Below are 26,341 nucleotides of genomic sequence, written 5' to 3'. Positions count from 1 at the left end.
TCTCAGGCGAGGGCGTAGCGGGCTTCGGCAACGGCGTACAACCGGCGCCAGATCAGCCGGTTCAGGCCCACCACGTACAGGGACATGACGGCGATGCCGGCCAGAGTCTTCGGGTGGTCCCCGGCGGTGGTGGCCTCGGCGATGTAGGCACCCAGCCCGTGCGCGGTCAGGGTGGTGCCACCGAAGGTGACGATCTCGGCCACGATGGAGGCGTTCCACGCCCCGCCCGAGGCGGTGATCCCACCCGTGACGTAGTACGGGAAGATCCCCGGAATGATCAGCCGGCGCCAGCGTTGCCAGCCGCGCACACCGAGGTCGGCCATGGCCTCGCGCAGATCGGTCGGAATGGCCTGGGCACCGGCGATGGTGTTGAACAGGATGTACCACTGGGCGCCCAGCGCCATCAGCACGATGCCGCCGACATCCAGGCTGCTGCCGGTGCGGACCAGCACCCAGGTGACCAGGGGAAACAGGAAGTTCGCCGGGAAGCTGGCCAGCACCTGCACCACCGGCTGGGCGATGCGCGCCAACCGCGGGCTGGAGCCGATCCGCACGCCGACCGGCACCCACACCAGTGTGGCCGCCACCATCAGCACCACCACCCGGGCCAGGGTGACCAGGCCCAGCAGCAGCGGCTCGGCGAACACCGCCAGTCCTTCGCCGCTGCCCCGCAGGTAGCGGACCACCTCGACGACACCCCAGCCGACCAGGCCCACCACCGTGACGGTGAAGGCGACGTCCCCGGCGCGACGCCGGCCGGGCCGGGTCACGAGCGGCCGGTCGTCGGTGCCGAAGATCCGGCCCGCCCGGCCCAGCACCTCGGCCACCGCCCGCTTCGCGGGGGCGATGAGCTGGGGCCAGTGGGAGCGGCGCAGCAGGTTCAGCACCGCCGAGCGGGGCACGTCGACGGCCTCGGACTGTTCCTGCTTGAACTTCTCCGCCCACGCGGTCAGCGGGCGCCAGAACACGAAGTTCACCCCGACCACCATCACCGTCATGGCGGCGATGGCGTAGCCGATGCCGGTCAGGTCGCCGGCGGCGATGGCGGCCCCGGCGTAGGCGCCCACCCCCGGCAGGGTGTACTCGTGGTTGGCCACCGTGATCGCCTCCGAGGCGACCAGGAAGAACCAGCCACCGCCGAAGCTCATCATCCCGTTCCACACCAGACCGATCGCCGCGTGCGGCACCTCGATCCGCCACAACCGCAGCCACCGGGTCAGCCGCAGGTTGCGGGACAGCTCGTCCAACTCCCGGGGCAGGGTGATCAGGGAGTGGTAGAACGAGAAGGTCATGTTCCACGCCTGCGAGGTAAAGATCGCGAACACGGCGGCCAGTTCCAGGCCGAGCAGCGAGTGCGGGAACAACCCCACCAGCGCCGAGACGGCCACGGTCAGAAAGCCGAGGATCGGCACCGACTGCAGGATGTCCAACGCCGGGATCAGCACCTTCTCCAGCCTGCGGCTCCGCGCCGCCGCGTACCCGTACACCAGGGTGAACAGCAGCGAGGCAGCCAGGGCGGCGAACATGCGCAGCAGGCTGCGCACCGCGTAGTACGGCAGCCGGGCCGGGTCGGTGTCGATGTGCAGCGGCCGGTTCGGGGTGAACGACACCGCCGCCCCGGCACCGGCCCGGATCACCACGTAGAACACCACCAGTACGGCGGCGGCCACGACCAGATCGGCCCAACCGACCTGGGTCCGCACCCACGGCAGCCGTGCCGGCAGCATCGACCGCCGCACCCGGGCGCGTACGTCCCTCACGGGCAGCATCCGCACACCCCAAATCCCCCCGAGCCCGGGGTGAGAAAAGCGGCCACCGCAGACAATGCCACATACTTGCGTCGTCACGCAAATAGCGTGGGTGGGTGCTGCGCGGCACCGCGCGTCGGGGGCCGCCCCGGACTCGACCGATATCGCTAGTTTGGCTGGCGGTCCGGCGTGGCGAACGTCCCCGAGACACCGAACGAAGCCTTCCGCGAGGCCCGTCGCAGGGTCGCCAGCACGGCCGGGCCCACCACGAGGATCGCCACCGTGTTGGTGATGGCGCGGCCGGTGTCCCAGCCGGCGGTTGACGTCAGGAGGGTGAAGATGACGAACCGGTGCAGGTTCTCCAGCACCGGGGCGCCCGGCACGTAGGAGATGCTCCCGTCGTAGTAGTCGACCTCCGCACCGGTGATGAACGGCCAGAACCACAGGTTCATCAGGAATCCGAACAGGTAGGCCACGACGATCCCGTACCCGACGAGCATGGCGATCTCGGCCTTGCCGGTCACCCGCCGGGGCAGCAGGCCCGCCCCCATGCCGATCCACGCCGAACACAGCATCTGGAAGGGCAGCCAGGGCCCCACCCCGGCGGTCAGCAACGCGGACGCGAACAACGAGGTGCAGCCCAGGACGAAGCCGAAGCCCGGGCCGAAGACCCGCCCGGCGAGCACGAGCATGAAGAAGACGGTCTCGATGCCCGCCGTGCCGGCGCCCAGCGGCCGCAGCGCGGCGTTGATCGCGGAGAGCACCCCGAACATCGCGAGCGCCTTCGCGTCCATGCCGCCCTCGGTCAACGCGGCGAGCACGACGATGATCAGCAGCGGCAGGATCCCCATGAAGATGAACGGCGCATCCGGGGCGTGTTGCATGCTCTGCGGCTCGACCCGCACCAGCAACGGCCAGACGAACATCATCAGGCCGGCGGCCGAGGCCAGGGCCAGCACGGCCGCCGACCGCGGCCCCACCCGTACGGCGTGGTCGGGGCCCGCCGCGAGATTCGTCATCACCTCTCCCGCCGGAACGCGGCCTCGACCTCGGCGACCGTCAGCCAGTCCTCGCCGAGGATCTTCGCGACCTGGGTGGCGAAGGCCGGCGAGGCGCCCAGCACCTCCCCGGTGGACCCGTCCGACACCACCTCACCCTCGGCCATCACGATGACCCGGTCCGCGACGCTGGCCACGAACTCCACGTCGTGCGTCGCCACCACGACCGCCCGCCCCGCCGCGGCGAGGTCGGCGATGACCTTTCCCAGCGCCGACTTCGCGCGGTAGTCCAGGCCGCGGGTGGGCTCGTCGAGCAGCATCACCCGCGGGACCGCGGTCAGTTGGACGGCGAGGACCAGCGCCAGGCGCTGCCCCTCGGAGAGATCCCGCGGATGCCGGTCCGGGTCGATGTCCGGGGCGAGCCGGTCGAGCAGGGCTCGGCAGGACCCGGGGCTGGCATCGGACTCCCGGTCGGCGGCCTCGCACTCCTCGGCCACCGTCTCCAGGTAGAGCAGGTCGCCGGCGGTCTGGGGCACCATCCCGACCAGCTTGCGGGCGCGCCGGGCGGGCAGGTCACGGGGATCGGCGTCCCCGACCCGCACCGTTCCGCCCTGCCGGGGGCCCGCACCCTGCAACGCCCAGAGCAGGGAGGACTTGCCGGAGCCGTTGCGGCCCATGACGGCGACGACCTGACCGGCCCGCAGGGTCAGGCAGACGCCGCGCACCGCGACCGTCGCGCCGTACCGGACCACGATGTTCGTGCCGGTCAGCAGCGGCGAGCCGGGGGCCGTGGGAGTGCGCGCCGGCCGGGGCCCGGCCCCGAGCCGGGCGCGTACGTCCGCGGCGCGCCGCCGGCCGTCGCGGACCGTCAGCGGCAGCGGGTCCCATCCGGCGAGCCGGCCCAGTTCGACGATCGGTGGCGCGACCGGCGACCGCGCGAGGATCTCGGCCGGCGGGCCGATCGCCACGGAACCGTCACCCGGCACGTAGATCATGCGGTCGGCGAAGGGAACCACCCGCTCCAGGCGATGCTCGGCCATCAGCACCGTGGTGCCCAGATCGTGGACGAGCCGGGCCAGCGTGGCCAGCACGTCCTCGGCGGCGACGGGGTCGAGCGCCGAGGTCGGCTCGTCCAGGACGAGAACCTTCGGGTGCATCGTCAGGACCGAGCCGACCGCCACCCGCTGCTGCTGGCCACCCGAGAGCGTGCGTAGGGCGCGACGGCGCAGGTCCGCGATGCCCAGCAGGTCGAGGGTCTCCTCCACGCGGCGGCGCATCACCTGCGGCGCCACGCCCAACTGCTCCATCCCGTACGCCAGTTCCTCCTCGACGGTGTCGGTCACGAAGCCGGCGAGCGGGTCCTGGCCGACCACGCCGACGAGGTGGGCGAACTCGCGCGGCGGTCGCGTCCGGGTGCTCACGCCGTCGACGGTGACCACGCCGTCGAGGTGCCCGCCGGTGAAGTGCGGCACGAGCCCGTTGACGGTGCCGAGCAGCGTGGACTTGCCCACCCCGGTACGGCCGGCGACCACCACGAGTTCGCCCTCGTCGATCGTGAGGCTGACGTCGGCCAGCACGGGTCTCGGGGTGCCGCGGTAGTGGAAGCTGACGCGGTCGATGTGGATCATCGAAGTACCTTCTCGGCGTGGTCGCGCGGGTCGGCGATCGGTCCCTCCGCGCGGCCGCCCGGTGGATCCGCGGCCTCGTCGCCCGGCGCGGTCGCCGGTGGCGGGGCGAGAAACGCCGGAATGACCCCGAGCAGCACCCCGCACAACGGCGTCCAGGAGAGCAACGGCCAGGAGAGATTGATCAGTGACGGGTTGAGGTTGGTGGGGTCGACGCTGGACGTCGCGAACAGCACGAGCGCGGCGCCGAGGCCGCTCGCGGCGACCACGACCTCGGCCACCTGCCAGCGGGTCGGCCGGTACCGGGTGCGGTGGACCCGACGCCCGGCGCTGCGGAATCCGAGCAGGGCGACCGCCAGGCCGGCCACCAGGACCGGCCCGGCCAGGAACCGGGGCGTCGTGCCGTCGAGGGTCGCGTAGATGCCGACACACACACCGATCAGACCGACGATCATGAACGAGCCGGTGACCAGCCGCGCCCGGGCGGAGGCGGTGCCCGCCCGGCCGTAGCCGCGCGAGTCCATCGAGGCGGCCAGCAGCAGCGAGCGGTCGAGGGCGTCGGCGAGCACCGGGATGACGATCGCCCGCAGCGCGGGGAAGCCGCGGCCGCCACCGCCGCGCAGTTTCCGGGCCTGCCGGACACGCAGCACGCTCTCGGCCAGCTGGGGGAACACCGACAGGGCCACCGTGACGGCCGTACCCAGTTCGTAGAGCGCCGCCGGCATCGCCTTGAGCAGCCGCTTCGGGTTGGCCAGGGCGTTCGCCGCGCCGAGACAGACCACCATCGTGGCCAGCCGCAGGCCGTCGTAGAGCCCGCCGAGCACCGACTCGGCCGACACGTCGCCGAGCAGCCGGATGCCGGCCGCCCAGGCGGGCAGCGGGATCTCGGGCAGCCGGAGGATGATCGTCGAGCCCTCGGCACCGCCGAACACGAAGCGGAAAAACACCCGGAGCACGACGATCAGTGCGCCGAGGTAGAGGTACATGCGAAACGCCATCGCCCACGGCGCGTCGCACCGGCGGGCCACGACGGTGCAGCAGGCGACCGCCAGGACGGTGGCCAGCAGCCACGGATTGGTGGTCCGGCTGGCCGCGGCGGCCAGGCCCAGCGCCCAGACCCACCAGGCGGCGGGATGCAGGTCGCGCGGCAGGAAGTACCGGACGACCCAACCGGCCGGCCTCACGCCTTCCGGGCCCGCGCGCGGCGCCGCGCCGTCAGCCACGTCGCCGCCAGGAGCAGCGCGACCGCGATCCCGGCCGCCCACGGGGCGTAGCCGCTGGCACCGGACTGCCTCCGGATCACGTCGTTGACGTCCTCGGCCTGCTCACCGCCGGTGTACTCGACGTTGTCGGCGGCATCGAGCGCGATCACGCTGGCGGTGGGCCGCGGCAACGGCGGCGGCAGGGAACTCTCGCTGGCCTCGGGCGTCGGTGACCCGCCGCCCGGGCGGGCACCCCCCGCCGGGCCGCCGCCCGTGGCCGGACCGCCGCCCGTGGCCGGACCGCCCGGCCCACCGGGCCCCGCCCCGCCCTGAGCCGGCTGTTTCTCGTTCGGGTCGTTGCTCGTGGGCTCCGGTTCCACCCGGACGAAACACGGCTGGCCGCCGGTGCCGGGCCGCACCGGGGCGATGCGTGGCCTCGGGTTGGTCTCGGCGGTCGCGTTCAGGGAGAACGACCAGCCCTCGAAGCCACCGGGGATGAAGTCCCGGTTCTTCACCCCCCATTGGCTGTAGACCCACGGGCAGTTGTTCGCCGCATGCCAGTACGACCAGTAGCCGGCCGCGGGGGGCGTGTCGACGCACCTCTCCCGGTAACCCTCGTTCCCCTTGATCGGGATCTCCTCGACCGCTGCCGGGCGGTTCTCGATGCGGCAGATGAACGCCTCGCCCCACCGCTGCACCCCGGCGATCTGGAAGCCCGCGCCCTTGAGCGCGTCCAGCCCGGTGCCCCGGGTACCGCTCGGGTAGCACCGCACGATCGTCGTACCACCGAGTTGCTGGAAGTCGACCACGACGGTGACCCCGGTCGCGGATGGGCAGAAGCCCGGCCGGCCCTTGCCCTGGTCGATGGCGTACGCGGCCGGTGGCGCCGGCGCCACGACCGCCGCCACCGCGATGGCGGCCGCTGTGGCCAGCACCTTGGCCGTGGCGCCTCGGCTCACTGGACCGCCAGGGCGCCGGGGCTGACCGCGGGGTTCCTCGGCGTGACCCGGGGCACCGGGTTGGTCGACGCGGTCCGGTTCAGCGAGAACGACCAGCCCTCGAAGCCGCCCGGGACGACGTTCCGGTTGAGGGCGCCGTAGCTGCTGTACGTCCAGGTGGTGCCCGCTCCGGTCGCGTGCCAGTAGGACCAGTAGGCCTCGGCCGGCGGGGTCACCACGCATGCCTCCTTGTAGGTCGGGTTGCTGGTCCGCGGGATGCTCTCGGTGGCCGAGGGGCGGCCCTCCAGCCGGCAGACGAAGGCCAGACCCCACTGCGCCGCACCGGTGACCGACACGCCCGCGTCCTGCAACGCCTGGATGCCGGTGCGCTGCGCCCCCGGGGTGGCGTTGGGCGAGCACCGGGTGATGGTCGGGGCGGCGACGCCGCCGTTGCCGTCGAGTTCCTGGAAGTCGATGACGACCGTCACGCCGGTCAGGGCGTCCGATCCGGTGCAGATGCCCGGGTACCCCTTCGTGGTGTCGATGGCGCTCGCCGCGGTCGCGGGAGCCAGGACGAGACCGGCCAACAGGACGGACCCGCCGAGCAGAGCCAGGATCTTCTTCATGGGGCGACCGCCTTCGCAGTGGGGTTGCGGTGGACCAGGTAACGCCGACCGAGCAGCAGCGCGACGGCGAGCAGGAAGCCGGCCGCGACCAGGCCGAGGACGAACCAGATCGACACGTCCGCGGCGCTGACCGCCACGGGAACGGCCGGCGGACCGGCCCCGGTCAGCGGAAGTCGCACGGCCATGACAACGGGTGAGTTGGCCGCGGCGGCCCACGTCCGGCCCGCGACCCCCGGCGCGACGGCGATGCTGGTCGAGGGGTCGCTGACCACGCCGCCCGACCCGGCCACGCCACCGTCGGGGCGCAGCGTCGCGCTCAACAACCGTGCGGTGTCGCTCGCGTCCAGACCGGCGGCCTGGCGACCGCCCGCGGCGATCGCGCTGAGCAGCGGGTCGGGGCCGCCGGCCGGCCCGCGGACGATCCCACCACCGCTGCGGGCGGCCAGCGCGGCGGCGGCCCGTTCGAGGGAACGGACGCGCTCCTTCGACCACCCGCCGGGCACGCCGCCGCCCTCACCCGGCTCCGGCGTGGGAACGGGCTGGGACGAGGATCGGCCGTTGAGCGCCTGGACCGCGGCCGCGGTGGCGGCGAGATCGCCGGTGGCGCACCTGGCGGATGCCAGCGCCACCGGGAACGTGCCGTCGGCGCACTGGTGCGCGATGAGCAGGTCGAGCGCCGCGGTGGCACCGCCGGAATCGGGGTCGGCGAGGGTCGCCAGGATGGCCCAGGCGTGCCCGCGCACCGACTGCGAACTGTCGGCGAAGGCGCCGGTGTCGACGAACCGGCCGTCGTCGGCCCCCAGCCCGGCCAGGTCGGCCGCCAGCCGGCCGATCGTCTGCCGGATGTCGGCGGGCCCGTCCCCGTCGGCCTGCGCGAACCGGGCGATGATCTGGAGCTTGGCCAGCGGCTCGGCGTACGCGGCCGGGACCTTCTCGTACGGAGCGCCGTGGGCGTACGCCTGGATGGCGTCGGGCGCCAGCAGGAACCGGGTGACGCGGCCGATCGCGGCGGGCTGCTCGCCCAGCGCCCGCAGGGCGAGTACCAGGTCGGCGGTCGCGTCGTAGTCGACGAACGTCTCGCCGTTGCGGGTGATCTCGACGTGGTCGCCACCGACCAACTGGCTGGCCAGGTAGCCGCCCAACCGGCCGGCGGCCGAGACGGTACCGGCCTGCGGCGGGGGGCCGGTTTGCGGGACGGCCGGGCTGGTGCTGGTGCGAGGAGGCAGCGGAGGCGGCAGCGGCCGGGTGGCCGTCGGCGACGGGGTGACGGTGACGGTCTTGGTCACCGTCTTGGTGATCGTCCGTGCGGCGGTCGGGGTCCGGGTGGGGGTTGGCGTGGGCGTCGCGGTGCGGGTGGGCGTGGGTGTGGGCGGGGGATCGACCGGGATCTCGCCCAGGGTCAGCGCGTGGAAGCCGACCTGCGAGAGCCCGAGCGAGGCCTGGGCGCTGGCCCGGATCCACGTGTCGATCCCGACGATTCCGGTCGTGCGGGCGGCGTCGCGATCGGCGAGGTTGTAAGCGATGGCGCCGAGGGCGGTCCCGAGGGCGGTGCCGGCGTCGGCCTCGGTCACCTGGGCGCCGCGCAGGTACTCGACCCCCTTCGCCACGGCGGCTTCGGCACCGCCGTGCTCGGCGAGCGCCTGCACGATGAGCCCGGTGCTGTTGGTGTTGGGCGCCTCGGTCCGGACGCCACCACCCCAGCCGCCGCCGGCGTCCTGGTTGGCCTTCAGCCACGCGACCGTCCGGTCGATCGGCTCGTCCAGCCCCGCCGCGCCCGCCGCGCGGGCGGCCAGCATCGCGGACAGTGCCATGCCCGTCGCGTCGCCGTCCGGCGCGGAGGCGCCGAACTCCTTACCCTCCTCGCACGTCGAGACCTTGTAGCCGTTGGGCGTCACGTGGTCGCCCACCTCGTCGGTGGGGACGTACGCGAAGAAGATCCGGAAGTACCCCTCGCCGCACTGCTGGGTCACCAGGGTGTCGACCGCGAGCTGGTCCACCTCGCCCACGCCGGCCAGCCCGATCAGGGCGAGCGACTGCCCGAACACGTTGGCGTCGTTGCTGACCCAGTCCGCGTACTCGGGGTTCTTGGAATAGTTGCTGACGCGTCCCTTGTCGGGCCCCGATCGCATGATCGCGGCCCGGGTCTCGGCGACCATGTCGTAGCCGTCGAACGCGCGCGGATCGCGGCCCGCGACCTCGGCGGCGACCAGAACCTTCGCGGCGGCGCCGCCGACGATGATGGCGTCGAAGCCGGCGTCGGGGACCAACCCGTCCCAGGTGAAGTAGTCGCTGGCGTGGCCGCCGTCGTCGAGGTAGCCCACGATCGGGTCGGCCAGCCGGCCATCGCCGGAGGCGTACATGGCGAGCAGCACGTCGATCATCAACCCGTGGTCGGGCAGCACGCCACCCATCGGATTCTCGAGGGTCCCGTCGTCGGCGAGCTGACCCGCGAGCCATTGGGAGTTCGACCGGGCAGCCGCCCGGTCGGCGGCCGCCTCGGCCACACCGGCCGGGGCGCCGGCGAGGGCCAGGCCCATGGCCGCGGCACAACCGAGCGACGCGGCGACCGTGGGTAAGCGTCTGCCCACCGGCAGCTCCACCTCTCATCCTTCGTTCGGCGCGAACAGGGGGATGAGCTCGGCTGGCAGGCGGGAGGTCACCACTGTTGTCGCGACAGCGATCTGACTCGCACGCCCGCGCGGTAGACCCGACTCGTCACTGGGTGACCTACGGTTGCGCGACAGTGCCGGACTTTGACCGGCTTCTCCATCGCGGACGGCATTGGGGTATGCAGTTGTTCTCTATGGACGGCCGCTGAGGCCGACACCGGAGTGGGGGCGTTCAGTGCGCGCCGTGGCCGGCGCTAGTGTGCCATCGAAGTGCCTTTCCGGCCCGGCGGTCGGCAGAAACCCGGTGTGCCCGCCGGGGCGGGCGGGCGCGCACGCGATGTTCAGTTGTGGCGACAGTTTGATCCGGCGGGACCGCGAATGTCAATCTGCGACCCGGCAGTTACGGTCCGTTGCACCGACCATGTCCATCGTGGAGGGACCTGCGGGAACAGCCCGGCACGTCAGCCCGGCCGACGCGCCCCCACGTACGGCATGCTGTCCAGCTTGGCCATCTTCACCGGTACGCCGGCCCGGGACGCGTGCACGATGAGGTTGTTGCCGACGTACATGCCGACGTGGTGCACATCGGAGTAGAAGAAGACCAGGTCCCCGGCGCGCAGGTTCGCCCGGCTGACCGGGGCGCCCTCGTTCCACTGGGCACCGGTGTAGTGGGTCAGCGAGACCCCGGCCGCTTTCCACGCATACTGGGTCAGGCCGGAGCAGTCGAACGAACCCGGCCCGACCGCACCCCAGACGTACGGCTTGCCGATCTGCGCGCACGCCACCTTCACCGCCGTGCCGGCCGCGCCGCCGGGGTAGACCGCGGGGCACGGGCCGATCCGCAGCGATCCGCCGGAGGTGCTGCTGCCGTACGCCTCGATCCGCAGCTTCTGCAACCGGTCCACCTCGGCCTGGATCGTCTTCTTCTTCGCCGCCAGGTCGGCATCGAGCCGGGCCTGTTGGGCCACCAGTGCGTCGATCTTGGCTTGCTCCTGGGCGTACTTGTCGCGCAGCCGCACCGCGCCGGAGATCTTCCTGGTGTTGGACCGGGCCAGGTAGTTCAGCACGGCCAGTTGGTCACCCAGCGTCTGCGGGGACCCGTTGACCAGCACGGCGTTGAGGGTGGACGCCGGGCCGAGGCGGTACTGCTGCGCCGCGATGCCGCCCACCTGCCCCATGACCAGATCCACCTGAAGCTGGAGGGGCGCCATCTTCGCCTGCAGGCCGGCGGACTTCTTCCGGTTGGCCAGCAGCTGGCTGTGCACCTTGTTGTACTGCTCGATGACCGGTTCGAGCTTCTCCCAGGCCTTGTCGATCTGCTTTTCGATCTCCGCGGGGCTCGGCACCGCCGCCGCGGTCGACGCGGGCGCCACCACCAGTGCGATGACCGACGCGAAAACGACCAGACCGCGCAACGTCCGTGACCGGACGCCAGGCTGCTTCACCGGGAGATCCTTCCTCTGCCGTGCGCGCACACGCCAGCGCGCCGCACGGCGCACCTGCCTCGGAACGCACATCGGGAACAGCAGCCGACATTAGGCAGCTTGATCACGGGGCGCAAGAGGCATGGATGGATGTTCGGCGGATCAGCCCCGCTTCATCAGGCGACCCACGGCCGCCATCATCTCGGTGGCCATCTCGTCGGCGCGGCCGTCGGCGGCGCCCTCACGCATGCAGTGGCGGGCGTGGCCGTCCAGCAATCCCAGCGCCACCTTGTCCAGGGCCGCCTGGACGGCCGAGATCTGGGTGAGGACGTCGATGCAGTACCGATCCTCCTCCACCATGCGCTCGATGCCGCGGACCTGGCCCTCGATGCGCCGCAGCCGGGCCTGTAGCTGGTCCTTGGTGGAGGTGTAGCCGCGGGTGGGCGTCACGGGCGTGGTCATGACCCCAGCATAACAACCCCTGGGGGGTATCGACTTGGGCGTGACGCCGGTAGATCCCCGCCGCCCGCATGATGCGGACGGCGGGGAAAGCCGGTTCAGGACCGCACGGTGGTGAACGAGCGCAACCGGAGGCTGTTGGCCACGACGAACACCGAGGAGAACGCCATCGCCGCCCCGGCGATCATCGGGTTGAGCAGGCCGGCGGCGGCCAGCGGCAGCGCGGCGACGTTGTAGGCGAACGCCCAGAACAGGTTGCCCTTGATGGTGCGCAGGGTGCGCCGGGACAGCCTGATCGCGTCGACGGCGGCCATCAGGTCGCCGCGGACCAGGGTGAGGTCGGCGGCCTCGATCGCCACGTCGGTGCCGGTGCCCATGGCCAGGCCGAGGTCCGCCCGGGCGAGGGCGGCGGCGTCGTTGACCCCGTCGCCGACCATCGCGACGGTCCTGCCCCGGGCCTGCAACCGCTCGACCTCGGCCACCTTCTCGGCGGGCAGCACGCCGGCGATCACCTCGTCGATGCCGACCTCGTCGGCCACGGCGCGGGCCACGGTCGCGTTGTCGCCGGTGAGCAGGACCGGGGTCAGCCCCAGGCCGCGCAGCGCGGTGACGGCGTCGCGGCTGGTGGGCTTGACGACGTCCGCGACGGCCAGGACGCCGCGCACGCTCCCGTCCCAGCCGGCGACGATCGCGGTGCGGCCGGCGGCCTCGGCGGCCTCGATCGCCGCCGGCACGCCGGCCGGGGTGTCGAAGCCGGCCTGCCGGAGCAGGGCGGGACGGCCCACGTACACGTCGTGCCCCTCGATGGTGCCGCGCACGCCGAACCCCTCCGTGCTGGCGAACCCGGACACCGGCGGCAGCCCACCGAACCGGTCGCCGGCGGCCCGGGCGACCGCCTGCGCGATCGGGTGCTCCGACCCCGCCTCGACGGCGCCGGCCAGGCGCAGCACCTCGTCGCGCTCCTGACCCGCCGCGGGTACCAGGTCGACGATGCTCATCCGGCCCGTGGTGACGGTGCCGGTCTTGTCCAGCACCACCGTGTCGACAGCGCGGGTCGACTCGAGTACCTCGGGCCCCTTGATGAGGATGCCGAGCTGGGCGCCGCGGCCGGTGCCGACCAGCAGCGCGGTGGGCGTGGCCAGACCCAGCGCGCACGGACAGGCGATGATCAGGACCGCCACGGCGGCGGTGAACGCCGCCGTCCAGCCGGCGCCCGAGCCGACCCACCATCCCAGGGTGGCGACCGCGAGGGCGATGACGATCGGCACGAACACGCTGGAGATCCGGTCGGCCAGCCGCTGCACCGGCGCCTTGCCGGTCTGGGCCTGCTCGACCAGCTTCGCCATCTGCGCCAACTGCGTGTCGGCGCCGACCCGGGTGGCCCGGACCACCAGCCGGCCGCCGGCGTTGACGGTGGCGCCGGTGACGCCGTCCCCGGTGCGCACCTCGACGGGCACGGACTCCCCGGTCAGCAGGCTGGCGTCGACCGCCGACACGCCGTCCTCCACCACCCCGTCGGTGGCGATCTTCTCCCCGGGGCGGACGACGAAGCGGTCGCCCACCACCAGGTCGACGATCGGGATCCGGTGTTCGGCGCCGTCGCGCAGGACGGTCACGTCCTTGGCGCCCAACTCCAGCAACGCGCGCAGGGCGGCACCGGCGCGGCGCTTCGAGCGGGCCTCGAAGTAACGCCCGGCGAGGATGAACGCGGTGACGCCGGCCGCCGCCTCGAGGTAGATGGCACCGGCGCCGTCGGTGCGGCCGATGGACAGGGTGAACGGGTGGGTCATGCCGGGCATGCCGGCGGTGCCGAAGAACAGCGCCCACCCGGACCAGCCGAACGCCGCGAGGGTGCCGATCGAGACCAGCGTGTCCATCGTCGCGGCGCCGTGCCGCAGGTTGATCCAGGCCGCCCGGTGGAACGGCAGCCCGCCGTAGACGACGACCGGGGCGGCCAGCGTCAGCGACAGCCACTGCCAGTACGTGAACTGCCACGGCGGCACCATCGCCAGCACGATGACCGGCAGCGTCAGGGCGATGGACACCCACAGCCGGGTGCGCAGGCCGCGCACCTCGTCGACCGGTTGCGCCGGCTCGGAAGCGCTCTCCCGCGCCGGCGGTGGGGGCAGCGCCGCCGTGTAACCGGTCTTCTCGACGATCGCGATCAGATCCTGCGGTGTCACGTCGGTGGCGTAGCTGACGCTGGCCTTCTCGGTGGCGTAGTTGACCGTCGCGGTCACCCCGTCCATCCGGTTCAGCTTCTTCTCGATCCGGGCGGCGCAGGAGGCGCAGGTCATCCCGCCGATCGACAGCTCGATCCGGTTGGGCGCCGTCGGCAACGGCCTGGCGTCGGTGGCCATGACTCGCTCCTGTCTCAGTCGCGTACCTGGTAGCCAGCCTCGTCCACCGCGGCGATGACCGCGGCGTCGTCGACCGGCGCATCACTGGTCACGGTGACCGCGCCGCTGCTCAGGTCGACCCGGACCTCGGTGACCCCGGGGATCCCGCGGATCTCCGAGCTGACCGAGTTGACGCAGTGTGCGCAGGTCATGCCGGTCACGGTGTAGGTCTTGGTCGCCATCGGGGCCTCCATCATCGGCGCGGCCGGGCCGGACGCCCGGCGCCTTCCACCACCGACGGTACACCCCTACCCCCTGGGGGTATCAAGTCGGGTCGCGGTGACCGAGGTCTCTTCGAACCGTGACGTATGCCCGACCGGACCTTGAAAGTTGCCGGCGTCCGTCGCCACCATGATCCGACATGGTCCGCGATGAAGGTGTAGGCGAGTAGGTGCATCGGTGAGTGATGTCAGCATCCCCGGCTACGACGACTTCCGGCTCCTCGGCCGTGGTGGCTTCTCCGCCGTCTACTCCGCCCGGCAGGTCGACTATGACCGCCGGGTCGCCGTCAAGGTGCTCGACATCGGCATCAACGACGACGGGCTGCGCCGGAGACTCCAGCGCGAGCGGGCCGCCACCGGCCGGTTGACCGGTCACCCGAACATCGTGACAATCCTGGACTCGGGCTTCCTGGCCGACGGGCGACCGTTCCTGACCATGGCGCTGTGCCCGCAGGGGTCGCTGGCGGACCGCGTCGCGCGCGAGGGCCCGCTCCCGCTCGCCGATGTGCTGCACGTCGGGGTGACGATCGCCGGCGCGCTGGAGACCGCGCACCGGGTCGACATCATCCACCGCGACGTCAAACCGGAGAACGTCCTGATCACCGCGATCGGTGAGCCGGCACTCGCCGACTTCGGCATCGCGACCATCACCGACCACCGGTCGCTGACCCGCAACACCCAGGCGTACACGCCGAATCACGCCCCGCCGGAGGTGTTGCGGGGCGAGCCGGCGGGCGTGCCCTCCGATGTCTACAATCTCGGCTCCACGCTGTACCAACTGCTGGCGGGGCATCCACCGTTCGCCATGTCGGGCTCGGCGGGGCTGGCCGTCTTCGTTGACAAGGTGCTCAACTCCGAGGCGCCACCGCCCCGGGACGACCTGCCCGAGTCGCTGCTGGGCGTACTGCGCCGGGCGATGGCCAAGGACGTCGCCGCCCGGTTCGCGACCGCCGCCGAATTCGGGGAGGCGCTGCGTGGCGTACAAGCGGAGTTGGGTCTGCGGGTGGACAACGTGCCGGTGATGGTGGCGACCACATCGCAGGTCGCATCACCGCCACCAACCGCCCCGCAGGCGACCATCCCGCCGCCGGCCCCGGGCGCGACGGGGCAGGCGGGCGCACCCCAGGGCCCGGGTACGAGGCAGCAGCCGGCCGCGGCGGGTTCCGGTGCGACGGTCCTTCCTCCGGCACCCGGGATGACCTTCGCCGCCGCTCCCGCGGCGGGAGCGGCGACCCGCCTCGGGAGCCCGCCCCCGGCGCCGCCGGCGCCACCACCCGCGCCGGCTCCCCCGGCTCCCCCGCCCAAGAAGCGTCGGGGCCTGCTGGTCGCGGCCATCGTCGTCGGGCTCGTGGCGCTCCTCGGCGCCGGCGGGTACGCGGCGGTGACCCTCGTCGGCGGGCGCGACAACACGGCCGTGCCGCAGGTGACGTCCACCGACGGCACCGGACCCGAACCCAGCGACGCCCCCGGCGCCGGCGCCGAACCCACGCCCGGCGCCTCGTCCACGGCGCCGACCGGCGCGGGCCCGGCCCCGGACTCGCCGGCGCCCAAGCCGACCGGCCCCGCCATGACGAGCATCGTCGTCAAGAACATCACGTGCGTGACCAACTCCCCGGGCGGTCCGTGGGAGGGGCAGTTCGACGTCTCGTGGAAGGCCGTCCGCGCCGACAACGTGCAGCTGTACGCGCCGACCTCGAGCGCGCCGCTGGGCGGGTTCGACGGCGCGTCCGGCGAGGCGACCTTCTCCTTCCCCTGCACGCCCAACGGCACCTTCCTGTTCCGCGCCGTACCGCAGATGCGGTCGACCCCCGGACCGTACAAGGACTACAAGGGACGATGGCCGGACTCGACCCGGGTCACGAGCTTCACGGTCAAGAAACTCACCTGCGACGGCAGCGCACCGAACATCGAACTGCGATGGTCCAGCCGTGGCGCCGACGAGGTACGCGTCCTCTACAACGGTGACCCGGCCGGTTCCCTCGTCGGCCTCTCGGGAGCGGCGAACGGCAGCGGCGTCGCCTATGGGGACTGCAACCCCGGCACCAGCTTCTTCCTGCGCGCCGTCGCCTACAAGAACGGCGTACCCGGCGGTTCCCGCGACGTGACCGTGAAGTGGTGAGCATGGAGCTGTTGCTGACCGTCGTGGACACCACCGCCGCCGAGCACGACATCCGCCTGGTCGCCGAGCCGGGCGCCGACGCACGCACCCTGCTCGACGCCGTGCACCGCGCGCTGCCGGGCCCCGCCACCGGCCAGCGCATGTTCGTCGAGCGCACGGGCGGCGAGGTCGAGGCCGGTCACACGCTCGCGGAGCTGGGCGTACGGATGGGCGACCGGCTGCTGCTGACCGGGCCGGTCGCACCGCCCTGGCTGATGTCGGCCGGGATGCGGGCGGCCTTCGAGGTTCTCATCACCGGCGGCCCGCAGGCCGGACGGCGCCTGCCGATGGCCGCCGGCGCGAGCCTCTACATCGGACGCGACCCCGGCTGCCAGGTCGTCCTGGACGATGCCGAGGTCAGCCGCAGGCATCTGCACATCGGGGCGGGCTCGCGACAGGTCGCCGTGACCGATCTGGGCTCCAGCAACGGCACGTTCCTCGACGGGGTACGGGTCGAGGGCACCGTCAACGTCGAGCCGGGGCAGGTCATCACCGCCGGGACGACCACCCTGACCATCGCGCGTTCCGGCGCGGCGACACCCGACGGCGCGGCGACACCCGACGGCGCGGCCGTTCGGGACGGCCGGATCGCCTTCTCTCGGCCACCGCGGGTCCAGCGGCCGATCGAGCCGCGGACGCTGGCCGTCCCGATCGCCCCGGCGACCCCGCCGAAGCGGCGCGTCCCGCTCGTCGCCGCGATCGTTCCCGTGCTCCTCGGCGCCGCGATGGCCTTCGTCATGGGCCCGATCATGCTGCTCATGGCGCTGTTCGGCCCGGTCATGCTCGGCGTGACGGTCTGGGAGGACAAGCGCAGCGGGCGCCGGGAATTCAAGGCGGCGAGCCAGCGGTACACCACCGAGATCGCGGCGGTCGGCGAGCAGGCCGCGCAGGCCCACGCGGACCTGCACGCGGCGCGCCTGGCCGCCGCACCCAACCCCGCCGACCTCACGGCGAGGGCGCTGCGCCACGCACCCGACCTGTGGGAACGCCGGGCAGCCGACACCGACTTCCTGACCGTCCGGGTCGGCACCGCCGACCTGCCGAGCTACCTGACACTGCGCCCGGAGCCGGACGGCCAGCCGGACGAACGGGCCGCGGCGCTGCTCAAGGCGTACGCCCTGGATCAGGCCGCGCCGGTCGACGCGGACCTGCGCACCGTGGGGGTCCTGGGCGTCGCGGGGCCGGAACGCGACGCGCTGCTGAGGTGGCTGGTCCTCCAGTTCGCGATCCTGACCAGCCCGCGCGAGCTGGCGATCGTCGTACTGGCGTCCACCGAGGACTGGGCGTGGACGCGCTGGCTGCCGCACACCGAGACGTTGGCGGCCGGGTTACCGGGCGTACGGACGGTGGCCTTCGACCCGCAGGACGCGCGCGCGGTCCTCCAACTGGTCGACGACCTGGTACAGCAGCGGCGCAGCACGCTGGAGCGCCGCGGCGACCCGGGTGCGTGGCTGCCGAACGTGCTGCTGGTCGTGGCGGGCGACGCCGGTGTGCCCCGGTCGGCCCTGTCCCGCGTGCTGGCCGACGGGCCGCAGCTCGGCGTGTACGCCGTCGCGACCGCACCGACCCCGCAGACGCTGCCCGGCGAGTGCCGGGCGATCGTGCGGACCGGCCCCGGCCACGAGACATCGGTGACCGTCACCCTCACCGGACGCACCATCGACGGCATCGTGGTGGACGGCGTCGCGCCGCACCTCGCCGCCGACGTCGCCCGGCGGCTCGCGCCCGTGCGGGACAGCTCCGCCGCGGCGGTCACCGGCGACCTGCCGCGCCAGGTGCTTCTGCTGGACCTGCTGGGCATGCCCGAACCGGACGGGCCGGGCGTCATGCGCCGGTGGAGCGCCCCGGGCAACGACGGCCTGGGCGCGCCGATCGGCCACGGCCCGCGCGGGCAGTTCACGATCGACCTGCGCCGCGACGGCCCGCACGGCCTGACCGCGGGCACCACCGGCGCGGGCAAGTCCGAACTGCTACAGAGCATGATCGGTTCACTCGCGGCCACGTACCCCGCGAGCCGGCTGACCTTCGTCCTGGTGGACTACAAGGGCGGCGCCGCGTTCAAGGACTGCGTCGGGCTGCCGCACACCGTGGGCTTCTTCACCGATCTCGACGCCCATCTGGCCCGGCGCGCGCTCATCTCGCTCAACGCGGAACTGCGCCGCCGCGAGGAGATCCTCCGCGAGCACGGCGCCAAGGACCTCATCGAGCTCGAACAGCGCCACCCGCGGCACGCCCCGGCGAGCCTCCTCATCGTCATCGACGAATTTGCGTTCCTGAAGAAGGAGCTGCCCGAGTTCGTCGCCGGGGTGGTCGATATCGCGCAGCGCGGCCGGTCGCTGGGCGTGCACCTGATGCTCGCCACGCAGCGCCCGGCGGGCGTCATCGACGACAACATCCGCGCCAACACCAACCTGCGCATCGCGCTGCGCGTGGCCGACGAGGGCGACAGCAACGACGTCCTCGACCGGCCCGACGCCGCCCGCATCCCGAAAAGCCTGCCCGGGCGGGGCTACGTGCGGGTGGGCCACAGCGACATCAGTCTCGTCCAGAGCGCCTACGCCAACGCGCGCACCGCGGCGGGCGGCCGGGGCGCCCCGACGCTGGTCATGCTCGCGCCGCCCGGTTCCGGCCTGCGGGAGCAGCCGGCCACCCGGGCGTCCAGCGCCGCGGGCGACGACCGCCCCACCGACCTGCAGCGCCTCGTGTCGGCGGTACGCGCGGCACACGGCTCGGCCGGCGTGCCGGACCAGCCGCGGCCGTGGCTCGACGCCCTGGCCGGGCACTACGACGTCGCCGCCCTCGCCGGTGACGGCTTCGCGGTCGCGCTCGGCGTCGCCGACCTGCCGCACCGGCAGGCCCAGCAGCCGTGGCTGGTCAACCTCACCGACCTGGGGCACCTGCTCGTCTACGGCACGGCCGGCTCGGGCAAGACGCAGGCGCTACGCACCCTCGCCGCCGAGCTGAGCCGGCTCGACCCCGCCGACGTGCACCTCTACGGGGTGGACTTCGCCAGCGGAGGACTGCGACCACTGACCGCGCTGCCGCAGTGCGGCGGCGTCGTCGGCGCCGACGAACCCGAGCGGGTCGACCGGCTCTTCGCGATGCTCGACGCGGTCATCGCCGACCGCAAGCGGCTGCTGGGCAGCACCGGCTCTTCGTCCATCGTCGAGCACCGGCGCAGGACCGGCGAGCGGCTGCCGTTCCACGTCGTGCTGCTCGACGGGTACGCGGCGTTCCACAGCGCCTACCTCAACGTGGACCGCGGGGAACTCGTCGACACGCTCGCCCGGCAGGTCGCGGACGGCCGGTCGGCGGGCGTCGCCTTCGTGATCACCGCCGATCGGCGCAACGCGATCCCGTCCGCCCTGTCCGGTGCCATCTCGGCCCGGCTGGTGCTGCGGATGGCCGACGCCGAGGAGTACGCCGCGCTGGGCCTGCCGATGTCCGTCGCCCAGACCGAACTGCCGCCGGGACGGGGCTTCTTCGACGGCGACGAGGTGCAGATCGCGGTGCTCGGGCCGGACGCGTCCGGCTCCGCCCAGGCGGCGGCGCTCGCCACGCTCGCCTCCACCGCGTACCCGACCACGCCGCCGGCCGTCACGGTCCTGCCCGACTCCGTTCCCCTGACCGAGGTGGCACCGGGGCCGCTGCGCGTACCGGTGGGCGTCTCCGGGGTGACGCACTCCGTCGTCGACGCCGACCTCGACGACGTACCCGTCTTCGCGGTCTTCGGACCCGACCGCTCCGGGCGCTCCACGGCGCTGTCCACTATGTACCACGGGATTCAGGGTCGCCTGCCGGGGCTGGAGGCGTACCTGCTGGCCCCCCGGCGTACGCCCCTGCTGCGGTTGCCCGGGTGGACCGAGACGGCGGTCGGGCTGGACGCCTGCGATGCCCTCGCCGGGCAGGTGCAGGAGTTGGTCCGCGACCGCGCCACCGGACCCGGGTCACCCTGGCTGGTCGTCATCGACGACGGCGAGGAGATGGCCGACTCGCCGGGCGCCGCCGCGCTGTCCACCCTGGTACGCCGGGGCCGCGACGCGGGCCTGGTCCTGCTCGCGGCCGCCGGGGTCCACGCGGTGCACCGGTCGTTCGGCGGTTGGCTCACCGACCTGCGCAAGGCGAAGCACGGAGTGCTGCTGCGCCCGGAGGTCGATGTGGACGGTGAACTGTTCGGGCTGCGTCTGCCGCAGAAGGCCAGCCGCCGCTTCCCGCCCGGCCGCGCCTACCTGGTGCGCCGCGGCGACGTGGACTACGTACAGGTCGCCACCCCCCAGGCCGCCTCGGCACAGGCCGGTCCGGCGCGGGTCAGCTCAGCTTGAGCGAGGCGAAGATGACCCGGAACGTGGTCGCGTAGTCGTCGGCGAAGGCCGCCGGGCAGGTCGCGTAGCAGTGGATGAGATGCTTCGTGCCCTGCCCGGTCAGCAGCGCCGCCTGGGTCTGGAAGAGGGGGAACGGCAGCCGGTCACTGCGGAACGTGACCGCCGACAGCACCGCGTCGTGCCCGTCGATGGGCTCATGCCGCCGCCCGTGCACCCGCGGGTCCAGCATCTTCGTCCCCCGGGCCTCGGCGGCGGTGTCCACGAGCGCGTCCAGCGTCGCCTCCACCAGGACGCGGGTGCTCAGCACCACCAGATTCACCGTGAAGTCGGCGGGCGAGTTCGTGTCGACGGCGAACGCGGACGCCGTCGCATGGGGACGCTCCTCCCAGCTGTCCGGCAGGCTCAGCCGGAACGGCGGCGGCGCCGGCGAGAGTGCGCTCGGATAGGTCAGTTCCACGGGGGGCCTCCGGCCGGTTGGGCGAGGAAGCGAGCGGCGGCGCTGGTCGCGTTGCTCGCGGCCTCTTCGAATGAGGTAGCGGCGGCACGTGCCCCGGACAGGTCCGGGGCGGCGGGCGGGACGCCGAGGGCCCCCATCGCCGCGTCCACGGCCGACCTCGCCGGGCCCACCGCCGCGTCGACAGCCTGCTCGACCGTACCGCGAGCGGTTTCCACGGCGGCCTGCGCCGCACCGGTCGCCTGGCCGACCGCATCCCGCGCCGTGTCGACGGCCGACCGTGCGGCCTCCTGCGCCTGCCCCAGGGCGTCGTTGACCGCGCCGTGGGCGGCGTCCACCGCCCCCTGGCCGACGTCCCCGGCCGCCTGGCCCAGACCGCCGGCCGCCTGGCCCAGATCCCCGGTCGCCTGCCCGGCCGCGTCGAGCAGCGAGTCCGCCGGCCCGGGGGGATCGAAGAAGTCCGCGACCGCCTCGCCGACGTCGACCGCGGCGTCCGCGATGGACGAGGCCGCGTCGCCGAGCATGTCGATCGCCCCTTCGAGCGTGCCGATCGGGTCGGTGATGGCGTCGCCGATCGCGCCGAAGATCTCCTTGGGCGAGATCGACAGGTCGAGCGAGAAGCCGACGCCGATGCCGAGCGCGGCACCCACGTCCACCTGGAAACCGACCTTGTCCCATGACACGGTGCCGCTGCCGCTGACCTCGATGCCGACGCCGACCTTGCCTTCGACGCCGACCTTCGCGCTCCCGGCGCTGCCCCCGATGGACGCGCCCGCCCCGGCCGAGGCGCCCGCCTCCGCGCCGAGGCCGGCGCCCACCGAGACCCCGTCCGTGCCGACGGAAACCTCGCCGTGGCCGCTCGCGTGGGCACCGGCCTCGGCCTCGGCGTGCCCGCTGGCATCCCCGACGCCGTCGACGCCGATCGAACCCTGCGCGCTGGCCTCGGCCCCCGCCGAAGCCTCGGCCCGGGCCGAGGCGCTGACGCCGTCCGGTCCGGCCGACGCCGATGCCTCGACCTCGGCCCTGGCGTGGACCGACGCGTCGGCCTGCCCCTGAGCGTGCAAGGGACCGGCGTCCACCTGGCCCTCCGTGTGCACCGACGCCTCGGCACCGGCGCCGGCCTTGGCGTGCGCGTGGGCGTTGCCCTTCTCGTCGACGCCCGCGCCCGCCTCCCCGTACGCCCATCCGCTCCCGGTGGCGGAGATGCTGCCCGAGCCCGAGACGGCACCGCCGCCGAACGAGCCGCGCGCCTGCCACGAGGCACCGAACCCGGTCCGTGCCTCGGCGCTCGCCTGCGGTGGGAGGCTGCCGTCGGCGTTGACCCACTGCCCGTCCCACGGCTGCGGCGTCGCCGCCCGCTGGATGAGTCGCAGGAAGATCGGAAATAGGAGCAGGTCGACGTGTTGGCCCGGCGGCACGACCGGTGGCGGCGGAGGCGGCGGGTCGGCGACCGGCGGATGCCCCTGCTCCGCCTCGACCCCGAGCACATGCTCGGCGAGGTTGTCGTGATCGTTCGTGATCGCGCCGCCGAGGCCGTCGAGCCCGGCGATGATCTGCTGGTACGCCGGGAAGAACGCCGGGTCGGCGCTCAGGTCGGCGCTGGCCCGCAGCAGGTCCATCCGGACGTCGGCCAGCTGGTGCAGGGCACCCTGCAGCGTGCGGGTCAGCTGCCGCAGGTCGTCGGTGTCGATGCGGACGCGCTCGGTCATGACCCGCTTGCCAGCTGCTGGCCGTGCTGGCGCAGCAGGCGGCCGAGGTCGCGCAGCTGCGTCGCGACCCGCGTCGCCTCGCCCCGCCGCCCGCGCATCGCCTCGCGGAACCGGTCGGCCTTGGCGCACCGCCAGTCCGCGCTGTCGCCCTTGCTGACGAGCTGCTGGCCGACGTAGTACAAGTCGTCGGCGCGGTTGAGCAGCAGCCGCGCCAGCTCCTCGAGCCGCGCCGCGTCCATGGCCACGGTCAGGAGCCGGCCTTCATGAGGGCGTCGCGGCGGCGGGCGATTTCCGCGCCCGCCTCGCCCATCTGCTGCTGGAGGCGCTGCAACATGGGCTCGAAGTCGCTCTGCCACGACTCCCGGAAACGCGACGCGGCCGGGCCCTCCCAGTAGGTGTTGCCGAGCTGGCTGCGGATCGTGCTGAGCACGTCCGCGACCATGCCGGCCTGCCGGTCGAACGTGGCCTTCAGCGCGGCGAGCTGGTCGAGTTCTCCACCGATCATGGGCATGGCGTCTCCTAGCGGTCGAAGGTGAACGAGCGGTGCAGGGCATCGATCAGTTCGGCACCGTCCAGCGGCGCGAGCCGCACCGACGCATCGTCGTCGGGTGCCGCGCCGCGGTCGTCCGCGAGCGGCGTCAGCACCGCGGGCACGAGCCAGTAGCCGGTGCCCGTGGCCCAGGCGAGTTCCGCGCCGGTCCGGCCGCTCCCGGTGCGCACCAGGACGCTCACCGCGGTCAGATCGCCCGCGGCGAGGGCGGCGCCGGCATCGTCCGGCACGCCCGCGTCGGCCAGCGCCTCCCGGGCGGTCTGCGCCGAGCGCAGCACGCTCAGCGGGACGATCGCCGGTTCGGCGGCCGGCTTCGGCAGCTTCTCGATCCCGGCCCGCCAGCCGAGCCTGGGCAGCAGAGCGTCGCTGTGGAACGGGGTCAGCCGCACGCCGCCGGACTCGGGCAGCACCTCCACGGCCGCGTCGCCCGCGGCCGCGTACCGGATGGGCGCCGCCCACCGGCCCGCGGCCGCCCGGTGCAGGTCGACCGTCAGCGCGGGTCGGCACACGAGCTGCGCCAGGCGCACCACGGACAGGGGAACACGCGGCGGATCGCCGGGCAGGACGACGGCACGGTCCACGAGCGACTGTCGCGACGCGGCGAGGACTTCCGCCCGGCGCCGGCGCGGGTACACCTCCACCGGCGCGCGCAGGTAACGCGGCACCGGCTCCCCCAGCAGGTCGGCCACCTGTACGAAGTCGGCGTGGCTGAGCGCGAGCGACTGCTCGGTGGCCGACCCGCTCATGGCCGCAGCCGCCCCGCTCACCGCAGCCGCCCGGCTCACCGCAGCTGGCCCGCTCACCGCAGCTGGCCCGCTCACCGCAGCTGGCCCGCTCACCGCAGCCGCCCGGCTGCCAGGCTGAGCAGGCCGGGTAGCGCCGCCTCGCGGCCCGCGGCGGCCGGAAGCAGGGTCACCTGTACGGTGCTGCCGCCCACGCGGGCGGCGGCCGCTTGCGCGCGGGCGAACGCGGCGTCGCCGATGCCGGGCAGCGGCGTGCCCTGACCCGCCGCCCGCCACGCCATCGAGCCGAGGAAGCCGTGCGCCGCGACCAGCATGAGGATCGGGCCCTCCGGCGCGACGAACTGCATGACCCCGCCCGGCCCCGGCATCCCCGTGACGGTCACCGGCGACGGCCAGCGCAGGGCGCTCGCGACCTCCTCCGCACTCAGCAACGAGACGTTGTGGGCCAGTGCCGGCGCGGGGGCCGCGCTGCCGCCGTGATGGTGCCGGTTGACCGCGGCCAGGACCAGGTTGTCGGTCTCCACTTCCGGCTGCGGCCCGTGCCCCCTCCCCCGCTCGACGAGGCTCACCGCCGTGACGCGCCGCGACCAGGGCCGGACCGTCATCCGGATCGTGTCGCCGGTCGCGCAGCCGCCCGCCAGCGCCAACGGCATGGCCCACGCCACCGTGCGGTCGCTCGTGCCGTCGTCGACCGCGAGGTAGTACGTGATCGGCTGTGGGGGGCTGTTGTCGCTGCTGGAGTTCTGCGTCCGCCACACGGCGATCCAGAGGACCTGCCCGGTGACCGTCCTCGGCGCGGAGAGGTCGGTGATCGTCCGCACGACGGTGTAGCCGCCGTTGAGCAGCAGCACCGCACCGGCCACGGTGATCAGGGCCGCGGTGAGCCCGGCGAACGGGGCGAAGGCGCTGTTCGACACCGCGTCGATCTGCATCGCGATGTCCACGATGATGTGCCCGTGACGGGCGACGAGGAAGCCGATGACGCCCAGCACGACGCCGCGGAACACCAGCATCGGCGCGGTCGACCCGTACCGTCCGCTGCTCGGGTACCGCACCCGGATCCGGCGCCACGAGCCGCCGAAGGTGGACCAGACGCGGGTACGGTCGCCCATCCCCATGTCGATGACGGCGCTCGCCGTGCGGGTCGCCCCGAGCGCGGCGCCGTAGGCGAGGTAGCGATCCCAGAGTCCAACGGCGGCCGGGGGCAGATCGGCGAACGCCTCGTGCCCACGCAGCCAGTCGCGCACGCCCATCCACCGGCCCGCGGCCTGCCGCCCCGCGGCGGTGTCCCGCTCCCCGGTGTACCGGCCGGCGAACGTCGCCAGCAGCGCGAAGCCGAAGGCGTACGCCGCGATGATCCCCTCGACGTCGTCGCCGCGCTCGTCCGGCGTACGGATGGCCCAGTGACCGAAGCCGTAGGTGATGCCGGCCGCGGCGACGGCGGCCACGACCACCAGGAAGCCGACGATCGCCGGCCCGAACCGGCGGCGTGACAGGCCACGGGCCCGGCTGTCGGCGATGACCTCCTTTCGCAGCGCCTTCCACCAGGACTTCGCCGCCTTCTCGTCCCGGAAGGTCATCGCGGTCAGGGGCACCACGCCGCGCATGGCCAGCTCCCCGACCCGGTCGTAGACCCGCTTCTCGTACGCGTTGAGCCCGGTGGGGACGGTGCCGGTCAGGTGGACGGTCGTGTGGTACGGATCGTTGTCGGGTTGGCGGAACTCCAGGTAGTGGCGGGCGGCCAGATCCAGCAGCGTCGCCTCGGCGGCGTCCTCGGTGACCTGCCAGCCGGCGCCGACCAGGCTCGCCACGGCGGGCGGCTCCTCCGGCAGGTCCGGCGAGGGTGGTGCGGCGTGGATGTGGCGCGGCTTGGTGATCAACAGCATGATCCCGTACGCGCCGAAGAAGAGCGCGAGGGACGCGCCGATGGCGCCGAACTCGACGACGGCGGGGTTCATGCCCGGCAACCGCCGCCGCGCCGGGCCGCGCTCACCCTCGGCCGCCCCGACGAACTCCCGCGCCGCGAAACCGGTGCGGTGGGGTACGCCTGGGCGACCAGGGGGCATAACACCATCTCCGCCACGAACACCCCTCCCATGAACGTCCATCGGACACCGCGGAGTGTGTCACCCCGACGCAACGGCGTCATCGAACGT

General features: G+C 73.4%; 19 protein-coding genes. 2 read left to right on the top strand and 17 right to left on the bottom strand.

All coding sequences use genetic code 11. From position 1 onward, the window contains the following. Positions 1–2: 2 nt before the first annotated feature. The 11 genes from KJS59_RS25630 to KJS59_RS25580 all read right to left on the bottom strand — a co-directional run bounded on the left by KJS59_RS25630 (position 3) and on the right by KJS59_RS25580 (position 14,210). A complete protein-coding gene (locus KJS59_RS25630; RefSeq protein ID WP_213455549.1) occupies positions 3–1,769 on the bottom strand; it encodes an ABC transporter permease in 1,767 nt (588 codons plus the stop codon). Between the two features lie 146 nt (positions 1,770–1,915). Further along, entirely contained in the window at positions 1,916–2,767 is an 852-nt protein-coding gene (locus KJS59_RS25625) for an ECF transporter S component (RefSeq protein ID WP_213455547.1), read from the bottom strand. After that, positions 2,767–4,374, bottom strand: coding sequence for an ABC transporter ATP-binding protein (locus KJS59_RS25620; protein ID WP_213455545.1), 1,608 nt, complete (start codon positions 4,372–4,374; stop codon positions 2,767–2,769). Before KJS59_RS25620 ends, KJS59_RS25625 begins: the two co-directional genes overlap by 1 nt. After that, entirely contained in the window at positions 4,371–5,594 is a 1,224-nt protein-coding gene (locus KJS59_RS25615) for an energy-coupling factor transporter transmembrane component T (protein ID WP_213455543.1), read from the bottom strand. Before KJS59_RS25615 ends, KJS59_RS25620 begins: the two co-directional genes overlap by 4 nt. Then, entirely contained in the window at positions 5,552–6,532 is a 981-nt protein-coding gene (locus KJS59_RS25610; protein ID WP_213455541.1) for a hypothetical protein, read from the bottom strand. The genes KJS59_RS25615 and KJS59_RS25610 overlap by 43 nt, the downstream gene beginning before the upstream one ends. After that, positions 6,529–7,137: a hypothetical protein gene (locus tag KJS59_RS25605; protein ID WP_213455539.1), complete on the bottom strand. Its 609-nt coding sequence runs from the start codon at positions 7,135–7,137 to the stop codon at positions 6,529–6,531. Before KJS59_RS25605 ends, KJS59_RS25610 begins: the two co-directional genes overlap by 4 nt. Further along, positions 7,134–9,725, bottom strand: a complete 2,592-nt coding sequence (locus KJS59_RS25600) for a hypothetical protein (protein WP_213455537.1) — start codon at positions 9,723–9,725, stop codon at positions 7,134–7,136. The genes KJS59_RS25605 and KJS59_RS25600 overlap by 4 nt, the downstream gene beginning before the upstream one ends. Positions 9,726–10,207: 482 nt before the next feature. Continuing rightward, entirely contained in the window at positions 10,208–11,191 is a 984-nt protein-coding gene (locus tag KJS59_RS25595) for a C40 family peptidase (protein WP_249714878.1), read from the bottom strand. Between the two features lie 141 nt (positions 11,192–11,332). Continuing rightward, the gene (locus KJS59_RS25590; protein WP_213455534.1) at positions 11,333–11,632 is read right to left on the bottom strand and encodes a metal-sensitive transcriptional regulator; all 300 of its coding nucleotides are present in this window, start codon (positions 11,630–11,632) and stop codon (positions 11,333–11,335) included. A 95-nt stretch (positions 11,633–11,727) separates the two neighbouring features. Continuing rightward, entirely contained in the window at positions 11,728–13,989 is a 2,262-nt protein-coding gene (locus tag KJS59_RS25585) for a heavy metal translocating P-type ATPase (RefSeq protein ID WP_213455532.1), read from the bottom strand. Between the two features lie 14 nt (positions 13,990–14,003). Beyond that, a complete protein-coding gene (locus KJS59_RS25580; protein WP_213455530.1) occupies positions 14,004–14,210 on the bottom strand; it encodes a heavy-metal-associated domain-containing protein in 207 nt (68 codons plus the stop codon). A 217-nt stretch (positions 14,211–14,427) separates the two neighbouring features. Between KJS59_RS25580 and KJS59_RS25575 the strand changes: the two genes are divergently transcribed. Together KJS59_RS25575 and KJS59_RS25570 are read left to right on the top strand one after the other, a co-directional pair. Continuing rightward, positions 14,428–16,368 carry a serine/threonine-protein kinase gene (locus tag KJS59_RS25575; protein ID WP_213455528.1) on the top strand — a complete coding sequence of 647 codons (1,941 nt, stop codon included), beginning with the start codon at positions 14,428–14,430 and terminating at the stop codon, positions 16,366–16,368. A gap of 2 nt (positions 16,369–16,370) precedes the next feature. Then, the gene (locus KJS59_RS25570) at positions 16,371–20,729 is read left to right on the top strand and encodes an FtsK/SpoIIIE domain-containing protein (RefSeq protein WP_249714895.1); all 4,359 of its coding nucleotides are present in this window, start codon (positions 16,371–16,373) and stop codon (positions 20,727–20,729) included. Here KJS59_RS25570 and KJS59_RS25565 read toward each other — a convergent pair. From KJS59_RS25565 to KJS59_RS25540, 6 genes are all read right to left on the bottom strand, one after another. Then, on the bottom strand, positions 20,716–21,186 hold the full coding sequence (locus tag KJS59_RS25565; protein WP_213455525.1) for a DcrB/PsbP domain-containing protein: 471 nt from the start codon (positions 21,184–21,186) through the stop codon (positions 20,716–20,718). The two genes, KJS59_RS25570 and KJS59_RS25565, sit on opposite strands and share 14 nt — an antisense overlap. Beyond that, positions 21,177–22,892, bottom strand: coding sequence for a hypothetical protein (locus KJS59_RS25560; RefSeq protein WP_213455523.1), 1,716 nt, complete (start codon positions 22,890–22,892; stop codon positions 21,177–21,179). Before KJS59_RS25560 ends, KJS59_RS25565 begins: the two co-directional genes overlap by 10 nt. Further along, a complete protein-coding gene (locus tag KJS59_RS25555) occupies positions 22,889–23,137 on the bottom strand; it encodes a hypothetical protein (RefSeq protein ID WP_213455521.1) in 249 nt (82 codons plus the stop codon). The genes KJS59_RS25560 and KJS59_RS25555 overlap by 4 nt, the downstream gene beginning before the upstream one ends. Before the next feature lie 2 nt (positions 23,138–23,139). Next, positions 23,140–23,403 (bottom strand): WXG100 family type VII secretion target, encoded by a 264-nt coding sequence (locus KJS59_RS25550; protein ID WP_141721382.1) that lies wholly within the window; start codon positions 23,401–23,403, stop codon positions 23,140–23,142. A gap of 8 nt (positions 23,404–23,411) precedes the next feature. Further along, complete coding sequence (locus KJS59_RS25545) at positions 23,412–24,188, bottom strand: hypothetical protein (RefSeq protein ID WP_213455519.1); 777 nt, start codon at positions 24,186–24,188, stop codon at positions 23,412–23,414. An 89-nt stretch (positions 24,189–24,277) separates the two neighbouring features. Further along, positions 24,278–26,251 carry a DUF2207 family protein gene (locus tag KJS59_RS25540; protein WP_213455516.1) on the bottom strand — a complete coding sequence of 658 codons (1,974 nt, stop codon included), beginning with the start codon at positions 26,249–26,251 and terminating at the stop codon, positions 24,278–24,280. Positions 26,252–26,341 lie beyond the last annotated feature (90 nt).

Origin of the sequence: Rhizomonospora bruguierae, from assembly GCF_018397995.1 — a bacterium.
GTDB classification, from domain to species: Bacteria; Actinomycetota; Actinomycetes; order Mycobacteriales; family Micromonosporaceae; genus Rhizomonospora; species Rhizomonospora bruguierae.
The sequence above is the reverse complement of the archived record's forward strand: the minus strand, read 5'-3'. Positions and strand labels throughout refer to the sequence as shown.

Excerpts from the sequence above, each read along its gene's own strand:
- KJS59_RS25630 (WP_213455549.1), bottom strand. The coding sequence starts at position 1,769 with ATGCTGCCCGTGAGGGACGTACGCGCCCGGGTGCGGCGGTCGATGCTG.
- KJS59_RS25625 (WP_213455547.1), bottom strand. The coding sequence starts at position 2,767 with ATGACGAATCTCGCGGCGGGCCCCGACCACGCCGTACGGGTGGGGCCG.
- KJS59_RS25620 (WP_213455545.1), bottom strand. The coding sequence starts at position 4,374 with ATGATCCACATCGACCGCGTCAGCTTCCACTACCGCGGCACCCCGAGA.
- KJS59_RS25605 (WP_213455539.1), bottom strand. The coding sequence starts at position 7,137 with ATGAAGAAGATCCTGGCTCTGCTCGGCGGGTCCGTCCTGTTGGCCGGT.
- KJS59_RS25590 (WP_213455534.1), bottom strand. The coding sequence starts at position 11,632 with ATGACCACGCCCGTGACGCCCACCCGCGGCTACACCTCCACCAAGGAC.
- KJS59_RS25585 (WP_213455532.1), bottom strand. The coding sequence starts at position 13,989 with ATGGCCACCGACGCCAGGCCGTTGCCGACGGCGCCCAACCGGATCGAG.
- KJS59_RS25580 (WP_213455530.1), bottom strand. The coding sequence starts at position 14,210 with ATGGCGACCAAGACCTACACCGTGACCGGCATGACCTGCGCACACTGC.
- KJS59_RS25570 (WP_249714895.1), top strand. The coding sequence starts at position 16,371 with ATGGAGCTGTTGCTGACCGTCGTGGACACCACCGCCGCCGAGCACGAC.
- KJS59_RS25560 (WP_213455523.1), bottom strand. The coding sequence starts at position 22,892 with ATGACCGAGCGCGTCCGCATCGACACCGACGACCTGCGGCAGCTGACC.
- KJS59_RS25550 (WP_141721382.1), bottom strand. The coding sequence starts at position 23,403 with ATGCCCATGATCGGTGGAGAACTCGACCAGCTCGCCGCGCTGAAGGCC.
- KJS59_RS25545 (WP_213455519.1), bottom strand. The coding sequence starts at position 24,188 with ATGAGCGGGTCGGCCACCGAGCAGTCGCTCGCGCTCAGCCACGCCGAC.
- KJS59_RS25540 (WP_213455516.1), bottom strand. The coding sequence starts at position 26,251 with ATGCCCCCTGGTCGCCCAGGCGTACCCCACCGCACCGGTTTCGCGGCG.